The organism is Krasilnikovia sp. MM14-A1259 (assembly GCF_047159535.1).
Classification (GTDB): domain Bacteria; phylum Actinomycetota; class Actinomycetes; order Mycobacteriales; family Micromonosporaceae; genus Actinoplanes.
The window spans coordinates 6122733-6141153 of sequence record NZ_BAAGAJ010000002.1 but is presented as its reverse complement, the minus strand read 5'-3'; the positions used below and the strand labels follow the sequence as shown (position 1 = coordinate 6141153).

At 72.1% G+C, this 18421-nt stretch carries 17 protein-coding genes; 7 read left to right on the top strand and 10 right to left on the bottom strand.

Annotation, left to right across the window (positions count from 1 at the left end):
- The first annotated feature begins 63 nt into the window (after window positions 1-63).
- The 3 genes from ACMCNK_RS27890 to ACMCNK_RS27880 all read left to right on the top strand — a co-directional run bounded on the left by ACMCNK_RS27890 (window position 64) and on the right by ACMCNK_RS27880 (window position 2617).
- Window positions 64-1587, top strand: a complete 1524-nt coding sequence (locus ACMCNK_RS27890) for an aldehyde dehydrogenase family protein (protein WP_412739309.1) — start codon at window positions 64-66, stop codon at window positions 1585-1587.
- Window positions 1587-1943, top strand: a complete 357-nt coding sequence (locus ACMCNK_RS27885; protein ID WP_412739308.1) for a DUF779 domain-containing protein — start codon at window positions 1587-1589, stop codon at window positions 1941-1943. Before ACMCNK_RS27890 ends, ACMCNK_RS27885 begins: the two co-directional genes overlap by 1 nt.
- 122 nt (window positions 1944-2065) lie before the next feature.
- Window positions 2066-2617, top strand: coding sequence for a DUF3455 domain-containing protein (locus ACMCNK_RS27880; protein WP_412739307.1), 552 nt, complete (start codon window positions 2066-2068; stop codon window positions 2615-2617).
- A gap of 3 nt (window positions 2618-2620) precedes the next feature.
- On the opposite strand, the gene ACMCNK_RS27875 is transcribed toward ACMCNK_RS27880, so the two are convergent.
- From ACMCNK_RS27875 to ACMCNK_RS27860, 4 genes are read right to left on the bottom strand one after another with little or no spacing between them, the layout of a single operon-like run.
- The gene (locus tag ACMCNK_RS27875; protein ID WP_412739306.1) at window positions 2621-3415 is read right to left on the bottom strand and encodes an ABC transporter permease; all 795 of its coding nucleotides are present in this window, start codon (window positions 3413-3415) and stop codon (window positions 2621-2623) included.
- The gene (locus ACMCNK_RS27870; protein WP_412739305.1) at window positions 3412-4305 is read right to left on the bottom strand and encodes an ABC transporter permease; all 894 of its coding nucleotides are present in this window, start codon (window positions 4303-4305) and stop codon (window positions 3412-3414) included. Before ACMCNK_RS27870 ends, ACMCNK_RS27875 begins: the two co-directional genes overlap by 4 nt.
- Window positions 4302-5435: an ABC transporter ATP-binding protein gene (locus ACMCNK_RS27865; RefSeq protein WP_412739304.1), complete on the bottom strand. Its 1134-nt coding sequence runs from the start codon at window positions 5433-5435 to the stop codon at window positions 4302-4304. The genes ACMCNK_RS27870 and ACMCNK_RS27865 overlap by 4 nt, the downstream gene beginning before the upstream one ends.
- Window positions 5432-6646, bottom strand: a complete 1215-nt coding sequence (locus ACMCNK_RS27860) for a spermidine/putrescine ABC transporter substrate-binding protein (RefSeq protein WP_412739303.1) — start codon at window positions 6644-6646, stop codon at window positions 5432-5434. Before ACMCNK_RS27860 ends, ACMCNK_RS27865 begins: the two co-directional genes overlap by 4 nt.
- Before the next feature lie 177 nt (window positions 6647-6823).
- On the opposite strand from ACMCNK_RS27860, the gene ACMCNK_RS27855 reads away from it, so the two are divergent.
- Window positions 6824-7735, top strand: coding sequence for a polysaccharide deacetylase family protein (locus ACMCNK_RS27855; RefSeq protein WP_412739302.1), 912 nt, complete (start codon window positions 6824-6826; stop codon window positions 7733-7735).
- Between the two features lie 28 nt (window positions 7736-7763).
- On the opposite strand, the gene ACMCNK_RS27850 is transcribed toward ACMCNK_RS27855, so the two are convergent.
- Window positions 7764-8129 (bottom strand): DUF3499 domain-containing protein, encoded by a 366-nt coding sequence (locus tag ACMCNK_RS27850; RefSeq protein WP_412739301.1) that lies wholly within the window; start codon window positions 8127-8129, stop codon window positions 7764-7766.
- 333 nt (window positions 8130-8462) lie between these two features.
- On the opposite strand from ACMCNK_RS27850, the gene ACMCNK_RS27845 reads away from it, so the two are divergent.
- Window positions 8463-8816 carry a metallopeptidase family protein gene (locus ACMCNK_RS27845; protein ID WP_015619225.1) on the top strand — a complete coding sequence of 118 codons (354 nt, stop codon included), beginning with the start codon at window positions 8463-8465 and terminating at the stop codon, window positions 8814-8816.
- Window positions 8817-8850: 34 nt separating this feature from the next.
- On the opposite strand, the gene ACMCNK_RS27840 is transcribed toward ACMCNK_RS27845, so the two are convergent.
- The 3 genes from ACMCNK_RS27840 to ACMCNK_RS27830 all read right to left on the bottom strand — a co-directional run bounded on the left by ACMCNK_RS27840 (window position 8851) and on the right by ACMCNK_RS27830 (window position 13856).
- Window positions 8851-9111 carry a WhiB family transcriptional regulator gene (locus ACMCNK_RS27840; protein ID WP_412741018.1) on the bottom strand — a complete coding sequence of 87 codons (261 nt, stop codon included), beginning with the start codon at window positions 9109-9111 and terminating at the stop codon, window positions 8851-8853.
- 285 nt (window positions 9112-9396) lie between these two features.
- Complete coding sequence (locus tag ACMCNK_RS27835) at window positions 9397-11898, bottom strand: bifunctional FO biosynthesis protein CofGH (protein WP_412739300.1); 2502 nt, start codon at window positions 11896-11898, stop codon at window positions 9397-9399.
- Window positions 11899-12743: 845 nt separating this feature from the next.
- Window positions 12744-13856 (bottom strand): hypothetical protein, encoded by a 1113-nt coding sequence (locus tag ACMCNK_RS27830; protein ID WP_412739299.1) that lies wholly within the window; start codon window positions 13854-13856, stop codon window positions 12744-12746.
- A gap of 118 nt (window positions 13857-13974) precedes the next feature.
- Between ACMCNK_RS27830 and cofD the strand changes: the two genes are divergently transcribed.
- Together cofD and ACMCNK_RS27820 are read left to right on the top strand one after the other, a co-directional pair.
- Entirely contained in the window at window positions 13975-14931 is a 957-nt protein-coding gene (gene cofD / locus ACMCNK_RS27825) for a 2-phospho-L-lactate transferase (protein WP_412739298.1), read from the top strand.
- Window positions 14931-15974 carry a coenzyme F420-0:L-glutamate ligase gene (locus ACMCNK_RS27820; protein ID WP_412739297.1) on the top strand — a complete coding sequence of 348 codons (1044 nt, stop codon included), beginning with the start codon at window positions 14931-14933 and terminating at the stop codon, window positions 15972-15974. The genes cofD and ACMCNK_RS27820 overlap by 1 nt, the downstream gene beginning before the upstream one ends.
- Here the strand turns inward: ACMCNK_RS27820 and ACMCNK_RS27815 are convergent.
- Both ACMCNK_RS27815 and ACMCNK_RS27810 read right to left on the bottom strand, forming a co-directional pair.
- Window positions 15971-17086, bottom strand: a complete 1116-nt coding sequence (locus tag ACMCNK_RS27815; protein WP_412739296.1) for a mannose-1-phosphate guanylyltransferase — start codon at window positions 17084-17086, stop codon at window positions 15971-15973. The two genes, ACMCNK_RS27820 and ACMCNK_RS27815, sit on opposite strands and share 4 nt — an antisense overlap.
- A gap of 45 nt (window positions 17087-17131) precedes the next feature.
- The gene (locus ACMCNK_RS27810; protein ID WP_412739295.1) at window positions 17132-18280 is read right to left on the bottom strand and encodes a glycosyltransferase family 4 protein; all 1149 of its coding nucleotides are present in this window, start codon (window positions 18278-18280) and stop codon (window positions 17132-17134) included.
- Between the last annotated feature and the right edge of the window lie 141 nt (window positions 18281-18421).

The following is an 18421-nucleotide window of genomic DNA, read 5'->3' as shown; positions in this document are numbered from 1 at the left end:
CACCGCACCCCCTTGCCGCCCGGGTCCGCGGGGCCCGGGCGGTTCCCTGGTTCGGAGGTGCGCATGACCGTCTACTCCCCACCCGGCACCGACGGCGCGATCATGAGTTACGCGTCCCGGTACGACCACTGGATCGGCGGGCAGTACGTGCCACCGGCCCAGGGCCGGTACTTCACGAACCCGTCGCCGGTCACCGGCCAGGACTTCTGCGAGGTCGCCCGCGGCACCGCCGAGGACGTCGAGAAGGCGCTGGACGCCGCGCACGCCGCCGCGCCCGCGTGGGGTCACACCCCCGCCGCGGAACGGGCCGCCGTGCTGCACCGCATCGCCGACCGGATGGAGGCGAACCTGGAGAAACTGGCCATCGCGGAGAGTTGGGAGAACGGCAAGCCGGTACGCGAAACCCTGGTCGCCGACATCCCCCTGGCGATCGACCACTTCCGCTACTTCGCGAGCGCCGTCCGGGCCCAGGAGGGTGCGCTCAGCGAGGTGGACGACGACACGGTCGCGTACCACTTCCAGGAGCCGCTCGGGGTGGTCGCACAGATCATCCCGTGGAACTTCCCGATCCTCATGGCCGCGTGGAAACTGGCCCCGGCCCTGGCCGCGGGCAACGCGGTGGTGCTCAAGCCGGCCGAGCAGACCCCGGTGTCGATCCACTACCTGATGTCGCTGATCGCGGACCTGCTGCCGCCCGGGGTCGTGAACATCGTCAACGGCTTCGGCGTCGAGGCGGGCAAACCGCTGGCCTCGTCGAACCGGGTCGCCAAGGTGGCGTTCACCGGCGAGACAACCACCGGCCGCCTGATCATGCAGTACGCCAGCCAGAACATCATCCCGGTGACGCTGGAACTGGGCGGCAAGAGCCCGAACATCTTCTTCGACGACGTCAGCGCGTCCGACGACGACTTCCTGGACAAGGCGCAGGAGGGCTTCACCATGTTCGCCCTGAACCAGGGCGAGGTGTGCACGTGCCCGTCACGCGCGCTGATCCAGCAGGGCCACTACGCGGACTTCCTCGGCGCCGGTCTCAAGCGGGTGGAGAACCTGAAGCAGGGCAACCCGCTGGACACCGACACCCAGGTCGGTGCGCAGGCCTCCAACGACCAGCTGGAGAAGATCCTGTCGTACGTGGACATCGGCCGTCAGGAAGGCGCGAAGGTCCGCATCGGCGGCGCCCGCGCGGAGCTGGGCGGCGACCTGTCCGGCGGGTACTACATGCAGCCCACGGTGTTCGAGGGCAGCAACACGATGCGGGTGTTCCAGGAGGAGATCTTCGGTCCGGTGCTCGCGGTGACCTCGTTCACCGACTACGCCGACGCGATCAGCATCGCCAACGACACCCTGTACGGCCTCGGCGCGGGCGTGTGGACCCGGGACGGCACCACCGCGTACCGGGCCGGGCGGGCGATCCAGGCGGGCCGGGTGTGGACGAACTGCTACCACGTGTACCCGGCGCACGCCGCGTTCGGCGGGTACAAGCAGTCCGGCATCGGCCGGGAGAACCACAAGATGATGCTGGATCACTACCAGCAGACCAAGAACCTGCTGGTCAGCTACTCGCCGAAGGCCCTGGGCTTCTTCTGATGGGCGACCGTGTCGACGTGACCCCCGCGGCCGCGGAGCTGATCCGCGCGCTGCGGGGGCAGCACGGGCCGCTGATGTTCCACCAGAGTGGCGGCTGCTGCGACGGCAGCGCGCCCATGTGCTACCCGCAGGGCGAGTTCCTGACCGGGGACGCCGACGTGCTGCTGGACGAGCTGCGCATCGACGGGGTGGCCGAGCCGGTGCCGTTCTGGATGAGCGCGGCGCAGTTCGCGGCGTGGAAGCACACCCATCTGACCGTCGACGTGGTGCCGGGCCGGGGCAGCGGCTTCTCGCTGGAGTCGCCCGAGGGGGTCCGGTTCCTGATCCGCAGCCGGGTCATCACCCCACCGGGTTAGGCCGTCCGTCCCTCCACTGTGCACGAATGTGCCAACCCTCCGGCCGAACCGATCCGCCCTCTGCCGCGTTCCGTACGCGACAGGGGGCGGCACCGCGCCGCCCGGCAACGGAGGAGATCTTGATGCTCAGCACCCGCAGGTCCCGGGTACGCGCGGCAGCGGCGACCGGAATGGCGGCGGTCGTGGTCGCGGTCGGCGCCGTGACGTTCAACGCGTCCGCGCAGGAGGTCCAGGCGGCCCATCCGATCCCGAGTCCCAACCCGACGCTCGCCCCGCCGCCGGGATCGACGAAGGTCGCGGAGGTGCACGTGCAGAAGGGCACCCAGACCTACACGTGCGCCGGCGGCGTGTTCGGCCCGACGTCCACGCCCGAGGCGCGGCTGGTCGGCCAGGGCGGCCCGATCCACCACTTCGCGGGCCCGAGCTGGCAGTCGGAACGCGACGACTCCCTGGTCACGGCCACGCGGATCGCCGCCGGACCGCCGTCACCGGACGCCATCCCGGAGCTGCTGCTGGGGGTCAACAGCCACACCGGCAGCGGCATCCTCAGCCCGGTGACGCACATCCAGCGGCTGCACACCTCGGGCGGTGTCGCCCCGACGCGTAGCTGCACGGACGGCGAGACGGCGTCCGTGCCCTACGACGCCACGTACGTGTTCTGGGCCGCTCCCTGACGGTCAACGGGGCTGGCGGCGGCGCACCGTCGTCGCCAGCACCACCAGCAGCGACACCCCGAACAGCACGGTCGCGATCACGTTGACCTGCGGCGGGATGCCCCGCTGGGCCGCGCCCCAGATGTACATCGGGAACGTGGTGGTGGTGCCCGCGGTGAAGTTCGTGACGATGAAGTCGTCGAACGACAACGAGAACGCCAGCAGAGCCGCCGCCACGATGCCGGGCAGCGCCAGCGGCAGGATCACCCGGCGGAACGCGGCCCACGGGCCCGCGTACAGGTCGGCGGCGGCCTCGGGCAGGCGCGGGTCCAGGGTGGCCAGCCGGGCCCGGACGGTCACCACCACGAAACTCACGCAGAACATCACGTGCGCGGCGACCACGGTCCAGAAGCCGAGCGGCACCCGCGTCGCGGCGAACAGGGCCAGCAGCGACGACCCCATCACCACCTCGGGCGTGGCCATCGGCAGGAACACCAGCGCGCCGGTCGCGCCCCGGCCCCGGAAGCGGTACCGGGTCAGCGCGAACGCCATCAGCGTGCCCAGCACCGTGGCCACCACGGTCGCCACGAAGCCGATCTGCACGCTGCGCACCAGCGACGCGCACATGCCCGGAGCGCCGCACGGGTTCTTCCAGTAGTCCAGCGTGAACGACCCGAAGTCGTACGACAGCCGCGACGTGGGCCGGTAGAACGACAGCGCGACGATCACCGCGATCGGCAGCAGCAGGTACGCGAGCACGAGCAGCCCCAGCCCCAGCACGAGGTGGTCGGCGACCCACCGCCCCGCCCGGGCGCTCACAGCGCCTCCACCGCGGTCGCCCCGACCCTTCGCAGGTAGGCCACCACGAGCACCAGGATCATCGCCATCAGCACGAACGACAGCGCCGCCGCCTGCGGATAGTCGAGCCGTACCAGGAACGCCGAGTCGATCACGTTGCCCGCCATCGCGGTCCGCGGCGTGCCGAGCAGCTGGGCGTTGATGTAGTCGCCCGCCGCCGGGATGAACGTCAGCAGCGTGCCCGCCACGATCCCCGGCGCGGCCAGCGGCAGCGTCACCGCCCGGAACGTCGCGGCCGGGCCCGCGTACAGATCTGCGGCGGCCTCCAGCAGGCGGCGGTCGAGCCGTTCCAGGCTGGCGTACAGCGGCAGCACCATGAACGGCAGGACGTTGTAGGTCAGCCCGGCCACCACCGCGAACGGCGTGGCCAGCAGCCGCCCGTCCGGGGCGAGCACGTGCAGGTCGCGCAGCACGCCGACCAGCGCGCCGTTGTCCGACAGGATCGCCTTCCAGGCCAGCGTCCGGATCAGGAAGCTGGTGAAGAACGGCGCCACCACCGCGACCAGCAGCACGTTGCGCCAGCGTCCGGCGCGCAGCGCGATCGCGTACGCCAGCGGGAAGCCGAGCAGCAGCGACGCGGCCGTCGCCACCCCCGCGTACGCCAGCGACCGCAGCAGTTGCTCCCAGTACTCGGCCAGCGCGGCCGGGTAGTTCCCGAACGCCCAGGTCATCGCGTACCCGTCGACCAGCGACCCGGCCGGGTCGTACAGGCTGGTGGCGAACAGCTCCGCCGCGGGCACCGCGAAGAACACGATCAGCCACAACCCCGCCGGAAGAATCAACAGGTACGGCACGAGCCGCCCCCGCCGGCGCCCGGCGCGGGCCGCCTCACGGGTGACGGTCGCGGTCACGCGGACACGCCCAGGCTCACGTCGGCCGCGCCGGTCCGGTCACCCTCCCCCGGCGAGCGGTCCAGCAGGAACGCGTGCCGCGGATCCCAGTGCGCGATCACCTCCGCGCCCAGCGGCACCTGCCGGTGCGCACCGGTGTTCGCGGCGAACACGGTCAGCTCGGTCCCCCACGCCGTGCGCACCAGGTACTGGCTGCTGACCCCCACGTACGAGCTGTCCGTGACCACGCCGGTGAGCTGCTGATGCCCGTTGGGCACCGCGTCGGCCGTGGCCGCCAGGTGCAGCTTCTCCGGGCGTACGCCCAGAAAGACCGGCTCCCCCGCGGCCCGCGACCGGATGGCGGGCACGGTGAACCGCCCGCCGTACGCGCTGACCGCCACGTCGTCGCCGACCTTGCCGACCTGCTCCCCGGCGAGCAGGTTGGACTGTCCCAGGAACGTCGCCACGAACGGCGTGGCGGGCAGGTCGTAGAGCTGCGCGGGCGGGCCGAGCTGCTCGATGCGGCCCGCGTTCATCACCGCGACCGTGTCGGCCATCGTCATGGCCTCCTCCTGGTCGTGGGTGACGTGCACGAACGTCATCCCCACCTCGGTGTGGATGCGCTTGAGCTCGATCTGCATCCGGCGGCGCAGCGTCAGGTCCAGGGCACCCAGCGGCTCGTCGAGCAGCAGCACCCGCGGGTTGTTCACCAGCGCCCGGGCCAGCGCCACCCGCTGCTGCTGGCCGCCGGAAAGCTCGGCGGGGCGGCGCTTGCCGTACCCGTCGAGCTGGACCAGGGTGAGCATCCGCTCGACCTGCGCCCGCACGTCGCCCTGCCGGCGGCGGCGCAGCCCGAACGCGATGTTCTCGTGCACGTCCAGGTGCGGGAACAGCGCGTAGCTCTGGAACACCGTGTTGACCGGCCGGCGGTACGCGCGCAGCCCGGTGATGTCGTCGTCGCCGAGCAGGATCCGCCCGGCCGTGGGCTCCTCCAGCCCGGCGACCATGCGCAGCGTGGTGGTCTTGCCGCAGCCGGACGCCCCGAGCAGCGCGAAGAACGAGCCCGCGGGCACGGTCAGGTCGAGGTCGTCGACCGCGGTCACCGCGCCGAAACGCTTGGTCACCCCGGCGAGCTGCAGGTCGGTGCTCAACCCGCGATCACCGCCTGGAACTTGTCGTTGTACAGACGCGACTCGGGCTGGGTGAGCGGCATGAATTCCCTGGCCTTGGCGAGCAGTGCGCGGGTGGGGAAGATCAGCGGGTTCGCGGCCAGCTCCGGATCGATCTTCTCCATCGCGGCCTGCGCCCCCTCGACCGGGCAGATGTAGTTCACGTACGCGGCCACAGTCGCCGCCACGGTCGGATCGTAGTAATAGTCCATGAGCCGCTGCGCGTTCGCCCGGTGCGCCGCCTGGTTGGGCACGACCATGTCGTCGGAGTACAGCATCACGCCCGAGTCCGGCGCCACGAAGCGAATCCGCGGATCGTCGGCCGCGAGCTGGATGATGTCACCCGACCAGCCGATGCAGGCGGCGATGTCGCCACGCTTGAGGTCGGGCGCGTAGTCGTTGCCGGTGAACCGGCGGATCTGCCCGGCGTCGACCGCCCGGCGCAATGGCTCCAGCGCGTCGTCGAATTGCGCCTCGGTGAAGTCGCCCGGATCGTGGCCACGGGCCAGCAGCAACAGCCCCATCGTGTCGCGCAGCTCGCTGAGCAGCGTCACCCGGCCCTTCAGGTCGGGCCGGGTGAGCAGCTCGTCGACCGTACGGATCTCGGAGGTGACCTTCCCGTTGTAGGCCAGGCCCGCGAGCCCGCCCTGCCACGGCACCGCGTGGGTGCCGGTGGGGTCGACGGCCCGGCCGCGCAGTGAGGGCAGCAGATTGCGCTGCACGTTCGGCATCGCGGCCGGATCGAGGCGCTGCATCCAGCCCAGGTCGACGAGACGGCCGACCAGCCAGTCGCTGACCACCATGATGTCCCGGCCGGTCGGGCGGCACTCCGCGAGCTGCGGCTGGATCTTGCCGAAGTACTGGTCGTTGTCGTTGATCTCCTCCAGGTACGCGACCCGGATCCCGGTCTTTCGCTCGAACGCCTCCAGCGTGGGCCGGCTCCCGTTGCGGTCGTCCACGTCGATGTACGTCGGCCAGTTCGCGAAGACCAGACGGTGCTCGGTCGCCGACAGGTCCGTGCTGGGGCAGCTTGCCTCGCTCTGCCGCGTGCCCTCGATGCCACAACCGGCCAGTGCCGCGGCGCCCACCGCCACCGCCCCGCCGAGCAGCGTCCGCCGCGACCCGGCAAACCGCGGCCCGGAGTACGCCGAGACGACGGCGGCGGCCTCGGGCATCAGCTGAGGGCGGCGCATCACGGCTCCTGCCTGCCAGAACACGTACGAACGGGATCATGTCACGCCAGGCGCCGCAGCATCAAAACGGCGGGAATCCTCCCGGATGAATGCCATCCCGATGGGTGGGCATACCTCGATGTCGCGCACTCCAGCCATAGTGGTGGTGTCGAGTTCGGACGCGGGACGGAGAGAACGATGGGTTTCCCTGACAGGCGGGCCATCCGCACGGTCGCTTCGGCGCTGGTCGTTGCGGCCTTCGCCTGGTGCGGCACGGCCATGGCCATGGCCTCCGACGGGACGCCGTCCTCGACCCCGCCGCATGCCGCCGCCACGAGCGCCGCGCCGCCCCGGCCCTCATCCACCGTGGACGCCCGGCCGGGCCTGCCGGCGTTCCACGGCCCGACCCGGCCGCCCGCGCCCGGCCCGGGCCTGCCGGGCGCCGCCATGCTCACGCGCCCCCAGCCCCCCGGGCCGCACGGCTCGACCGGGCGGATGCGGCTCGGCGGCCCCGCGCACAGCGCCACCGGCACCGGCACCTCCGCGGTGGCCCTCACGTTCGACGACGGGCCCGATCCGGCGCAGACCCCGAAGCTGCTCGACCTGCTCGCGAAATACCACGTCAAGGCCACGTTCTGCCTGGTGGGCCAGAACGTGGCGGCACACCCCGAACTGGTCCGCCGGATCGCCGCCGAGGGTCACACCCTGTGCAATCACACCTGGCGGCACAGCCTCACGCTGGGCCGGCAACCGGCGGCCGCGATCAGGGCGGACCTGCAGCGTACGAACGACGCGATCCGGCGCGCCGCGCCCGGGGCATCGATCAGGTTCATGCGGGCCCCCGGCGGGAACTTCACCCCCACGTTCGTGTCCGTGGCGGCCGACCTGGGGATGGCGTCGATCTACTGGTCGGTCGACCCGCGCGACTGGTACCACCCGGCCGGAGAGGGCGATGCCGCACACCGGGCGCGGGTGCAGCACGCGGTGCAGCGGCACACGGGTCACGGGGCGATCGTGCTGTCCCACGACTACGCACAGCCGGACACGATCGCGGCGTACCGCTCCCTGATCCCGTGGCTGAAGTCCCGTTACCAGCTCGTGGCGCTGTGACCGCCGGGGCGTGAAGCCGATGTGCAGGTCAGTGGGCGGGCGGGATGACGCGCAGGTGACCGCGGCGGCCGGTCTGGTGGCCGGGCAGGTTGTCGTGTTCCTCGGGGCGCGGGGGCGGCGCCGGGCGGGCGGCCTCCCGGACCGCGTCGGCCAGGGCGACCAGATCGTCCGTGGTCGGCGGGGGCGGGCCGAAGTCGCCGTCGTGACGGACCAGCTCCCAGCCGCGGGGCGCGGTGAGGCTGCGCGCGTGCGGCTCGCACAGGTCGTACGTGTGGGGCTCGGCGAACGCGGCGAGCGGCCCGACGACCGCGGTGGAATCGCTGTAGACGTAGGTCAGGGTGGCAACCGCCTGCCGGGGACAGCCGTTACGGGAGCAGCGCCGTGGTGACCTCACGGCGGCACGTTATCGTCCCGGCGCCTCGCGCGGGGCCGATGGGGTCGCGACACGCCGACCCGCCATGCATCACGATTCCGTCAGGGCGCCGAAGACACGCCGCCCCGTTGGGGCGAATTCGCGCGACGCAACGCGCGGGGCTGCGCCGCCCCCGCCCCGCGCGGCGGGAGGGCTAGGCTTGGGTACGTGACGACCAGCCCCGACCGCCGCCGCGCCGCCGAGCCGGGCCGTGTCGCCGAGCCTGGTCGGGCCGCGCGTTCCGCTGGTCCCGGGCGTCCCGCCCGCCGTGACCGGCACGGCCGTGGCCTCCGCGGGCGGCTCGTCCCGGCAACGGTGCCGCTGGCCCGCACGAAAGCGGAGATCTTCGACGATCTGGTGCTGGACACAGTCGAGGGCCTGGAGCGCCGGTATGCCAAAGAGCTGGCCGGCGTCGAGTTCGCGGTCGAGGACGTCCCGCCGGAGCTGAACGTCTACGACTCGGATGTGCTGGAGGACGGCGAGGTGCCGCTCGCCCGACTGCTGCCCGGCCGGCCGGGCAGGCAGGAGCTGCCGCCGCGGATCGTGTTGTACCGGCGGCCGCTGGAGTTCCGGGCGATGGATCGCGAGGATCTCGCCGACCTGGTGCACGACGTGATCATCGAGCAGGTCGCCAACCTGCTGGGTGTGGATCCTGACGAACTGACCTGACGGGCCGCCCCCGGCGCCGCAGGAGAAGTCGCGGTCAGGCCACCCGGCGCTTGAGTTTGCGGCGCTCGCGCTCCGACAGCCCGCCCCAGATGCCGAAACGCTCGTCGTGGCCGAGCGCGTACTCCAGGCATTCCGCCTTGACGTCGCACCGGCCACAGATCCGCTTGGCCTCCCGGGTCGAGCCGCCCTTCTCCGGGAAGAATGCCTCCGGATCGGTCTGCGAACACAGGGCCCGCTCCTGCCACTCGGGGGCGTCCCCGAGCAGGTCGATGCCCTCAACCTGCGCTTCCACCATCATCGGCGTGCCTCCTTTTCCGCGCCGGCGGCAATGCCGGCACTGACCCCCCACGCACGCGGCGTGTTTCTTGCGGAACCGGTGCATTTCCCCAGCACCTGTCCCACAACCCCACCGAAATTACACGCGTGTAAGACGTGCGTCGTCAAGCCGAACCTGATAAATAGGCCCGTTTCCCCGAGGTGCCCAGGACGCCTCGGAGTCCCGTTCCTGCCCTATCTCCCAAAGACACCCGAAAGTAACGGCGCGTCGGCGCGTCGCGTCCAATTTAGCCCGATTTGTTATCTAGCGTCGCCCGTATCCCGTCGTGCGCTCCACCGCCGGGCGACCGGCCGCCGCGGCCAGCTCCTTCAGCTGCGCAACCGTACGGGCCGAGCCGTGCTCGGACCCCGCCATCCGGGAGATCGTCTCCTCCATCAGGGTGCCCCCGAGATCGTTGCAGCCGCCGTCGAGCATGACCCGGGTCCTGTCGTCGCCGAGTTTGACCCACGAGCACTGGATGTTGGGGATCCGGCCGTGCAGCAGCACCCGGGCCATCGCGTGCACCACGCGATTCTCCCGCCACGTCGGGCCGGGCCGGGCGATGCCGGCCAGATAGATGGGTGCGTTCGTGTGCACGAACGGCAACGCCACGAACTCGGTGAACCCGCCGGTCCGGTCCTGGATCCCGGCCAGCACCCGGAAATGGCCCAGCCAGTGGCGCGGGTGGTCGACGTGGCCGTACATCATCGTGCTGCTCGAACGGATGCCCAGCTCGTGCGCGGTGGACACCACTTCCACCCAGGTGGCGGTGGGCAGCTTGCCCTTGGTCAGCACCCAGCGCACCTCGTCGTCGAGGATCTCCGCCGCGGTCCCGGGGATCGTGCCCAGGCCCGCCTCACGCAACCCGGTCAGCCACTCCCGCACGCTCACCCCGGCCTTCGCGGACGCGGTGACGATCTCCATCGGGGAGAACGCGTGCACATGCATGCCCGGCACCCGCTGTTTGATCGCCCGAACCAGCTCCGCGTACGCGGTGACCGGCAGCTTCGGGTCGATCCCGCCCTGCATGCACACCTCGCTGGCGCCGTCGCGCCACGCCTGCTCCGCCCGGTCCGCGACCTGCTCCACGGACAGCCGGTACGCGTCCGCGTCCCGCTCACGCTGGGCGAACGCGCAGAACCGGCACCCCACGTAGCACACGTTCGAGAAGTTGATGTTGCGGTTCACCACGTACGTGACGTCGTCGCCGACCGCGTCGCGGCGCAGGTCGTCGGCGAGGCGGGCCAGTTGGTCCAACGCCGGACCGTCGGCGTGGAACAACGCCAGCGCCTTGTCCTCGTGCCGCGGATCCAGCAGTGCCGCCGGATCCTCGGCGGCCAGCCGCAGCCCCGCCAGCACGTCCGAGTCCACCCGGTCCGGTGCGGTGGGCACGTGCGCGGCCACCTCGGACCAGTCGCCGTACACGCTGTCGAAATCGCCGCGCCGGTCGCCCGTACGGCCCGCGGTGTCGATCGTGGCGAACAGGTCGGTACGCCCGCCCGCCGCGTACGCCTCGTCCGGCTCCTGCCACGGCAGGCCCTTGGGCAGCACGTCGGGGCGGGCCAGCCCGGTCTCGGGGTCGGCCAGCGCGGCCACGTGCGCCGCCAGCCGCGGGTCCAGCCAGCTCTCGCCGCGCCGGACGTACTCGGGGTAGATCGTCAGCCGTTCCCGCAGCTCGAAACCAGCGGCGGCGCTGCGCCGGGCCAGCTCCTGGATCTGCGGCCACGGCCGCTCCGGGTTGACGTGATCCGGGGTCACCGGCGACACGCCGCCCCAGTCGTCGATTCCGGAGCGCAGCAGCAGGTCGTACTCGGATTCGATGAGGTTCGGCGGGGCCTGCAGCCGGGCCCGCGGCCCGAGGACCAGCCGGGCAACGGCCACGGTGGCGGCCAGTTCACGCAGCTCCGCGTCCGGCATGCCACGCATCGCGGTGTCCGGCTTGGCGCGGAAGTTCTGCACGATGACTTCCTGGATGTGACCGAACTCGCGGGCCGTCCGGCGCATCGCAAAGATGGCGTCGGCCCGTTCCGCCCGGGTCTCGCCGATGCCGATCAGAATCCCCGTGGTGAACGGCACCCCGACCCGGCCCGCGTCGTCGAGCACTCGCAGCCGCACCGCCGGCTCCTTGTCGGGTGATCCGAAATGCGGGCCGCCCGGCTCCGACCACAACCGGGTCGCGGTCGTCTCCAGCATCATCCCCATGCTGGGCGCGACGGGCTTGAGCCGCTGCAGTTCCCCCCAGCTCAGCACGCCCGGGTTGAGATGCGGCAGCAGGCCGGTCTCCTCCAGCACCGCGATCGCGCAGGAGCGCACATAGTCCAGGGTGGAGTCGTAGCCGCGCTCGTCCAGCCACTGCCGCGCCGCGGGCCAGCGCTCCTCGGGCCGGTCGCCCAGCGTGAACAGCGCCTCCTTGCAGCCCTGCTCCGCGCCCTGGCGGGCGATCGCGAGCACCTCGTCACGCTCCAGGAACGCCGCGGGCAGCCGGTGCGGCACGGTCGCGAAAGTGCAGTAGTGGCACCGGTCCCGGCACAGCCGGGTCAGCGGGATGAACACCTTTTTCGAGTACGTCACGACGCCGGGCCGGCCGGCCTCCCGCAAGCCCGCATCGCGGACACCACCCGCCAGCGCCAGCAACTCGTCGAGCGCCCCACCGCCCGCGGCGAGCAGCGTCGCGGCCTCGTCCACGTCGAGCGCCCTGCCGTCGGCGGCCCGGCGCAGCGCCCGCCTTATGCTCGCTTCGGTGGGTACCGGTTCCACGTCTGCCACCCGTGCAGCCTAGGCCGTATCGCGGGCCGACCGCCGGACAGTCGTGGACGATTGCGCAGTGTCCTGGACCACGTTTGCCCGTGTCGCGGACCACGTCAGCCGGCGGCGCGCCCGCAGCCGAGCAGTTGTCGGGTTCCGGCCGCCGTCGTGCCGGATCACGCGGCCCGGAGCCGGTAGGCCACTGTGGTCCGCGAACCGGAGGTCAGGGCGCGTCGGGTCGGCGCGAGGCGCTACAGCTCTGATCCATCCATGAACCGGAGGTCAGGGCACGTCGGCTCGGCCCGAGACACTACAGCTCTGATCCATCCATGAACCGGCAGCCACGACACGACCGCTCGGCCCGAGACACTACAGCTCTGATCCACCCATGAACCGGCAGCCACGACACGACCGCTCGGCCCGAGACACTACAACTCTGATCCACCCATGAATCGGGAGGCCAAGGCACCACGGGCGACCGATTCGCCAGGACGCGAGGTGGGCCGCCTGATCCATCCGTAGTGACCCGCCGACTCGGACCTTCGTGATCCACGTGCGCCATCGGAGCGATCGGTGATCCACCTGCGTCATCAGAGCTAAAGGCAACTCGTCGGCGTCAGCTGCCCGCCCGACGACCGGCGGCACACGGCCGACGACGCGACGAACCTGCGACGCAACAGACCAGCAGGGCGGCGTACCAGCCGGCCAGTACCGGCGAGCCGGTACCCGACGGCCGGCAACCGGCGAGCCCGCGGGGCAGCGACCCGGCGAGCCGACTGACCGCGGGGCAGCGAACCGGGCGATTCGACTGACCCCGGGGCAGCGAACCGGGCGAGTCGACTGACCCGCGGGGCAGCGGGTATCGCTCAGCGGCGTGGCGGGTCCTCGCCTGCGGGGCCGAAGCCGGGACGCTCGTCCGAGACCACGTGCGTATGGTCGTCAGGCGTGTCCGTCGCGTCGACCTGGGTCGGGTCGGCGAAGGTCTGCGGCTGGGGGCTGCCGTACATCGTCGGCGGAGGGCTGCCGTATGTCGTCGGGCGGCCGAGCTCCGGTGTGAACCCCACGGCCGGCTGAGCCGGCACGGACGGGGCAGCGGCCGGATAGATGGTCCCGGGATAGGCCGACGCGGGCTGGGTTGCCACGGGCGCGCCCGGCACGGACTCGCCCGCGGTCGCACCCCACGGCTGAGCGGCGCCGCCCTCGGCCACACCCCACCGCATGGTCGGACTCACCGAGGTACCGCCCGCCTGCGCCGATACGGGCGGGGCGGGACTGAACTGGGCCGAACTCGGCGCCGCCGGACTGGATTGGGCCGGACTGAACTGGGCTGGGGCGGGCGGGGCCGGACTGAACTGGGCGGGGCTCGGCGCCGCCGGACTCGTCTGAGCCGGACTGAACTGGGCCAGGGCGGGCGGGGCCGGGGCGGGGCCGTAGCCGGGCTGGCCGGGGTACGTGCCGGGGACGCCGTACACGGGCTGGCCGTACACGCCGGGCTGGGGCTTGGGGGCCGCGAACAGGTTGCGCCACAGCTCCCAGACCGCGTACGTGGCGATGGTCAGCACCGCCAGCCACGCCACCCGCACCAGAAGTTCCTCGAACGCCGACCGGACGCTGAACCCGGCAATCTTGACAAGTCCGACCAGGATGCCGAACACCACGCCGAGGAATCCCGCGATCGCGTACTCGACCAGGGCGACCAGCGTGATCAGTCGCGCCTTGGGATGCCGCGGCCCGATCAGCGCCAGCAGCACCGCCCCGATGGGGAACAGCAGCACGGGCAGGTTCACGAAATCGTAGAAGCTGCCCTGGGTACGGCTCGTGAACTGCTCCCCCACGTCCGACGGGATCAGCCGCAGCAGCGCCACGAACAGCAGCACCACCGGCAGGCCCACCAGGGCGTACACGGCCAGATCACGTAAGGGCCGCAGGTGCGCGAGGGCCGGGCGTACCTCGCCCGGAGGCTCGGATTGGCTGGTCACGGCGACTCCTGACGAGGGGGAACGCGGGCGGGGACGGCGCCCACTCTAAACGGGATACGCACGTCACACCGGTCCCCCGGGTCCGGTGAATCGGACGGTCGTGCGCAATCATGGTCGGATGCGGATCGTGGTCCTTACCGGTGGCATCGGCGGCGCGCGTTTCCTCGTCGGGGTGCGCGCGCATGCCCGGGAGATCGGCGCCGAGGTGACCGCAGTCGTCAACGTCGGCGACGACGTACGGCTGCACGGCCTGCAGATCTGCCCCGACCTGGACAGCGTCATGTACACGCTGGGCGGGGCCGCCGAACCCGAGCGGGGCTGGGGGCGCACCGGCGAGACGTGGGTGGTCAAGGACGAACTGGCCAAGTACGGCGCCGAGCCGAGTTGGTTCGGGCTGGGCGACAAGGACACCGCCACCCATCTCGTACGCACCACGATGCTGACCGCGGGCTACCCGTTGTCCCAGGTCACGACCGCGTTGTGTGACCGCTGGCAGCCCGGCGTCACGCTGCTGCCGGCGACCGACGAGCGGCTGGAGACCCATGTGGTGGCCGACGTCGACGGCGAGCGCAAGGCGATCCACTTCCAGGAGTGGTGGGTGCGCTATCGCGGCGACGTGCCGACGCATCGGTTCGTCTTCGTGGGCGCCGAGGCGGCCAAGCCCGCCCCGGGAGTCACGGAGGCGATCGGGGCGGCCGACGTGGTGTTGTTGGCGCCGAGCAATCCCGTGGTGAGCATCGCGCCCATCCTCGCCGTACCTGGAATCCGGGAGGCCGTGGCGGACGGCCCGGCACCGGTGGTCGGGGTCTCCCCGGTGATCGCGGGCGCGCCGGTGCGCGGCATGGCGGACCGCTGCCTGGCCACGGTCGGTGTCGAGGTGAGCGCGGCCGGGGTGGGCGGCCTGTACGGCGCGCGCACCGGCGGCGGCCTGCTCGACGGCTGGCTGGTCGACACCGCGGACTCCGTAGCCGAGGTGGCGGGGGTCCGCACCCGGGCGGTGCCGCTGTGGATGAGTGACGAGCGGGCGACGGCCGCGATGGTCGCCGCCGCCCTGGACCTCGCGGGGGTGAGCTGATGGACGGCGAGCGCGGGCCGATCGGCGGCCTCGAGATTCTGCCGGTGCACGGCATCGGCGACGTGATGCCCGGCGACGACCTGGCCGCGCTGATCGTGGGCGCGGCGCCCTGGCTGCGCGACGGCGACATCCTCGTCGTCACCAGCAAGATCGTGTCGAAGGCCGAGGGGCGGCTGGTCGAGGTGCCCGCGGACGGCCCGGAACGCGAGGCCGCCCGGGCGGACGTGCTGGCCGCCGAGACCGCACGGGTGGTGGCCCGGCGCGGGCCCACCGCGATCGTGCAGACCCATCACGGGTTCGTCATGGCGGCCGCGGGCATCGACGCGTCCAATATCGACAAGACCCACCTGGTGCTGCTGCCTGCCGACCCGGATGCCTCGGCCCGCGCGCTGCGCGCGGCGCTGGCCGGGCGTGGCCTGGACGTGGCCGTGATCGTGTCGGACACGATGGGCCGGGCGTGGCGCAACGGCCTCACGGACGTGGCGCTGGGCGCGGCGGGGATCGCCCCGGTGCGGGACCACCGCGGCGAGATCGACCCGTACGGCAACGAGCTGCAGCTCACCGAGATGGCGGTCATCGACGAACTGGCCGCCGCCGGGGAACTGGTCAAGGGCAAGTGCGCGCAGGTCCCGGTCGCGGTCGTGCGGGGCTTCCCGGGTACGGGCATCGCGGACGGCCCGGGCGCCGCCGCCCTGGTCCGCGACCCGGACAGCGACATGTTCTCCCTGGGTACGGCCGAGGCGCGGGCGGCGGGGCTGCGAGACGCGGCCCGGCTCGCCGACGCGCCCGCGGGTGGCGTGCCGGCCGACCCGGCTGCCGTGGCCCGCGCGCTGGCGGCGGTTGAGGACATGCTCGCGCCGGGCACCCACGTCGGGGAGTCCGCAGGGGTGCTGCGCTTCGCCGCGCCGGACGCCTCACCCGCCGCGTTGCTGCGTCTCGGCGCGGACGTACACCGGGTCCGGGCCGCGCTGGCCGCCGAGGGGCTGGGCTCGACGGCCGTGCCGGATGGTGCGGCCCTGACGTTGACGCTGACCCGGGCCTAGATGTAGCCGAGCTCGCCTTTGTCCTTCAGCTCGTCGACCAGCGACTTGACCTCCTGGGCGCGATCGCGGGGGCAGACCAGCACCGCGTCCGGAGTGTCCACGACGATGAGGTCGCGCACCCCGAGTGCGGCGACGAGCCGGCCGGAGTTGGGCACCACGACCAGGTTCTCCGTCTCGCGCAGCAGGACCCCGGGCTTGGCGTCCGTGTCGTGGCCGACCACGACATTGCCGGCGGTGTCCGCGGTCAGCACCTCGCCGAGGGTGTGGAAGTCGCCGACGTCGTTCCAGCCGAAGTCGCCCGGGACGGTGCCGACCCGCCCGGCGGCGGCCGCGCCTTCCATCACCGCGTAGTCGACGGAGATCCGCGGCAGGGTCGGCCAGACCTCGCCCAGGACCTCCTCGCGGTCCGGGCCGTCCCACGCCTGGGCGATCCGGGAGACCCCGGCGGCCAGCTGCGGCTGCTGCCGGGACAGCTCGGACAGGAACGTGTCCACCCGCCAGACGAACATGCCGGCGTTCCACAGGTAGCGGCCGGACTTCACGTAGCCCTCGGCCACGTCGTACGACGGCTTCTCCTTGAATTCCTCGACCGAGCGCACCGGGCCGGCGCCGACCGGGTCGCCGCACTGCAGATAGCCGTACCCGGTCTCGGGGCGGGTGGGGGTGATGCCGAGCGTCATCAGCAGGCCCTGCCGGGCACCGGCCATCGCGTGCCGGATCACCTCGATGAAGTGGTCGGAGTCCGCGATGAGGTGGTCGGCGGCGAAGGCGCCCATGATCCCCTCGGGGTCGTGCCGGGCGATCACGGCGGCCGCGAGCGCGATGGCCGCGCACGAGTCGCGCGGGGACGGCTCGACGAGGATGTTTTCCTCGGGCACGGCGGCGAGCTGCCGCGAGACCGCGGCCGCGTGCCCGACGCCGGTGACCACGTACACGTGCTGGGAGTCGCTCAGCGGGGCGAGCCGGTGCACGGTCGCCTGCAACAGCGACGCGTCGGTCCCGGTCAACGGATGCAAGAACTTTGGGTGACCTGCGCGGGACAGTGGCCATAGACGTGTGCCACTGCCACCTGCGGGAATTACGGCGTACAGGCCGCCCTGCTCGTCAGTCATGTGCACGCAGTGTAACGAAGTTTGTCTAGGCAGGCTGCCCCGCCCTCACCCGCCGGCCACTCGCAGCCAGGCGTTGACATGAACCTCCGCGCTGGAGGCCCAGGTGAACTCCTTCGCCCGGTCGAACCCGGCCTTGGCCAGGGTGAGCCGGCGCGGCTCGTCGTGCAGCAGGTTCGCCAGGTCCTCGGCGATCCGGTCCGGGTCCTCCGTCGTGTACGCGACGGCGTCGCCGCCCACCTCCGGCAGCGACAGGCGGGGTGTCGTCAGCACCGGGGTCGCACACGCCATCGCCTCCAGGATCGGCAGCCCGAACCCCTCGCCGAACGAGGGATAGCAGGCCACCGCGGCCCCGCCGAGGAAGCCGGGCAGGTCGGCGTACCGCAGGTAGCCCGGGCGCAGCAGCCGCAGGTGGGAGGGCACCTCGGCGACCGCCCGGTCGATGTCGTCGTCATGACCCTGGCCGCCCGCGATGACCAGCGCGGGCGGGGTCGGCCAGTCGCCCACCGCGCGGGCCCAGCCGCGGATCAGGTTGGGCACGTTCTTGCGGGGCTCCTTGGCGCCCAGAAACGCCACGTACGCAGAGTCGCCGAGCCCCAGCCGGGCCCGCACGCGCGCCTTCTCCTCATCCGTGGGCGCATGGAACGCCGCCGCGTCGACCCCGTGATACGCCACGTCGATCTTGGTCGGGTCGGCGTCGAGGAGCCTTATCAGCTCGTCGCGGGTCGCCTTGCTCGGCACGATCACCCGGGCGGCGCGGCGCAACGACGTCTTGATCGCGCTGCGGAAGAACGTCCGCCGGGTGTTGTCGTAGTGCTCGGGCTCGGTGAAGAACGTCGCGTCGTGCACGGTCACGGTCACGGGGCAGCCCGCCCGCAGTGGGCAGGTGTAGAACGGCGCGTGCAGCACCTGCGCGCCGACCTGCTGGGCCAGGAGCGGCAGGCCGGTCTGCTCCCAGGCCAGCCGGGCAGGGCGGTGCGCCACCGCCGCGGGACCCGCGATGACCTCGGCGTCGCCGAGCATCCGGGAGTAACGCTCCGCATCCGTACGCTGGGCCACGACGGCCAGGTCGAACCGGTCCGTGCCCATGGCGCCGAGGGCACCGAGCAGTCCGTCCACGTATCTGCCCACGCCACCGCGATCGGCGGGGACGCTGGTGGCGTCGACGAGGACTCGGGGCGCTCGACCGGCGGTCACGAGGCGACTCCTTGGGGGGTGTGGGCCTGGCCACTGGCAAGCCTACGCCGCACCCGCACCGCCGCGTGGACCGCGACACCGGGGTGTTATCCGGTTTGGCCGCACCGGCACACGGATCCGTCACGGCGAGACCGCAACGCT

Coding starts and splice junctions, on each gene's coding strand:
- ACMCNK_RS27840 (WP_412741018.1), bottom strand. CDS start 9,111: ATGGTGGAAGCGCAGGTTGAGGGCATCGACCTGCTCGGGGACGCCCCC.
- cofD (WP_412739298.1), top strand. CDS start 13,975: ATGCGGATCGTGGTCCTTACCGGTGGCATCGGCGGCGCGCGTTTCCTC.
- ACMCNK_RS27885 (WP_412739308.1), top strand. CDS start 1,587: ATGGGCGACCGTGTCGACGTGACCCCCGCGGCCGCGGAGCTGATCCGC.
- ACMCNK_RS27855 (WP_412739302.1), top strand. CDS start 6,824: ATGGGTTTCCCTGACAGGCGGGCCATCCGCACGGTCGCTTCGGCGCTG.
- ACMCNK_RS27880 (WP_412739307.1), top strand. CDS start 2,066: ATGCTCAGCACCCGCAGGTCCCGGGTACGCGCGGCAGCGGCGACCGGA.
- ACMCNK_RS27890 (WP_412739309.1), top strand. CDS start 64: ATGACCGTCTACTCCCCACCCGGCACCGACGGCGCGATCATGAGTTAC.
- ACMCNK_RS27860 (WP_412739303.1), bottom strand. CDS start 6,646: ATGCGCCGCCCTCAGCTGATGCCCGAGGCCGCCGCCGTCGTCTCGGCG.
- ACMCNK_RS27820 (WP_412739297.1), top strand. CDS start 14,931: ATGGACGGCGAGCGCGGGCCGATCGGCGGCCTCGAGATTCTGCCGGTG.
- ACMCNK_RS27815 (WP_412739296.1), bottom strand. CDS start 17,086: ATGACTGACGAGCAGGGCGGCCTGTACGCCGTAATTCCCGCAGGTGGC.